The 1,887-nt window shown below is 65.2% G+C and carries 1 protein-coding gene; it reads left to right on the plus strand.

The genetic code is table 11. The annotated features are described in order from the left end of the window. Positions 1 to 1,776, plus strand: a 1,776-nt coding sequence (locus tag AB0F17_RS66385) for a TniQ family protein (RefSeq protein ID WP_358047839.1), incomplete at its 5' end; no start/stop codon positions are given. Positions 1,777 to 1,887: the final 111 nt, after the last annotated feature.

Genomic DNA, 1,887 nt, shown 5'->3' on the forward strand with positions numbered 1-1,887 from the left:
CCACCCTTCCCTTCCCGCACCGATCACGCTCCGGACTACACCACCTTCCTCACCGACGAGGAGGCCGAACGACTAGCCCGCATTACCGGGACCGACGTCGACCTCTTGCACGCCATGACGTTGCGCCGCTACGACGGTTACGCCCTGGCGCTGCACGACAGCCGTCGGGTGGTTCGTCGCGTCAGGCTTTGGGGCCGTGGCATCGGTTCCCGATACTGCCCACAATGCCTGACCGAAGGTGACGGAAGATGGGCCCTGCGCTGGCGGCTCACCTGGTCGATCGCCTGCACTCGCCACCAAGTGCTCCTCGCCCACGCCTGTCCGGCATGCGGCCAGTGGCCGCACCGCCGGAGATTCTTCACCCACGACGTTGCTCAGCATGAGTGTTCGGCGAGGAAGCCCGGCACAAGGACGATCTGCAGAGCTGATCTGACCCAGAGCCCGGTCATCAGTCTGACGTCCGACAATCCGGTCCTATCCGCGCAGAAATGGATCAACGGGCTGCTGGACCAGATCGAGGCCGACGTCCGCGACCCCGGCCTGCGCCATGCCTTCACCAACCTGACAGCGATCGCCACGCACAGCCTCCTGCGAGCCGAACCGGGAGACTTCTCAGATTGCGGGCCAGAAATTGAACACGCCCGCCAGCACCACGGGAACAGCGCGCTCTATGCCCCCATCGACGCGGCCGTGATGGCCGGGCCTCTCACCCGCGCCGTCCAGGTCACTCGCGATCCCCTCGACGATGCCAGCTTCACCGCGATCCGCGTCCTGACCGACCGGGGCGCCGCACTGCAGAAGAAAGGAAACATAGAGCAACTCCGCCGCGACACCGCGAGAATCGCTTCGGCCGCCCTGGAACAGCAGTTCTGGCGCGCCATCGACCCTCACCTGGCGACCGAGCCCCGCCTTCGCTACCGGACCTGCACCACCCACCCGAGCAAGCCAGTGCCCGGAGACAGCAAGGTCACCGAGCGCCCACGATCACTACCGCATCTGCTGTGGTTGAACTGGGCCCTCTTGCTGCTCCCGCCGGCGATCCTGACCAATAGTGATGACTACCGCCTCTGGCGCGCGGCCCTGGCGGCAGTCGTGCTGCTCCCCGGTTGGTGGCAGGACGGCAACAAGCCGGTGGTCGCGAGCCTTCACGGACACCATCCGCTGCGTCTCGGAGGTCATCTGCCCAAGATCGCTCAAGGTGGCACCGACGTGCTCACCGCGATCTGCCTCCTCGCTGAATACCTGGACGACCACGGAGCCCCCATTGACTACACCCGGCGCCGAACCCTGAACGGAGTTGGGCTGCTCCCGGAAACTGCATGGAACGATATCCGCCGTCGAACCGGGACAGACCCCGGAGATTGCTTTCGGCTTCCAGCAGTGCGGCGGTTCCTCTATCGGCGAATGACCGGCTCCCACCTCTATTCACCCTCGCAGTCCTTGAGGCTAGATCTCAGCCCCGGATCCCGGGTCCTGCCAGCAATTTTGACGGAACCCCTGCTTGCAGCGCTTGATGAGCACGCCGCGGACCACCTCGCCGCCCACGACATCAGCGAGCCTGTCAGCTGGTCGCCACCACTCGCCCTGGTCGACCACCTCGACCTGCCCGGCCGGAGCATGTCCCTGCCGGACACCGACCAAGCAGCCAGGCTTATCCGGACACACCAGATGTCTCTGGCCGCCACCGCGCAAGCGATGGGCACCAGCCCGGAACACCTCAGGCTTGCCTTCGAGATCCGATCCACTCGACTCGAGCTTCCCAGCGGGCCAACATGACGAGAGGATTCGACACGCCTTCGCGGACTAACACGTCCGACAGATCACGCGGACTGTCCATCAACCGCAGGTCCAGACGCTGCCATCCGACACGGAATTGCGGATCCTACA

This window comes from Nonomuraea sp. NPDC026600 (genome assembly GCF_040638335.1).
Taxonomy (GTDB): Bacteria; Actinomycetota; Actinomycetes; order Streptosporangiales; family Streptosporangiaceae; genus Nonomuraea.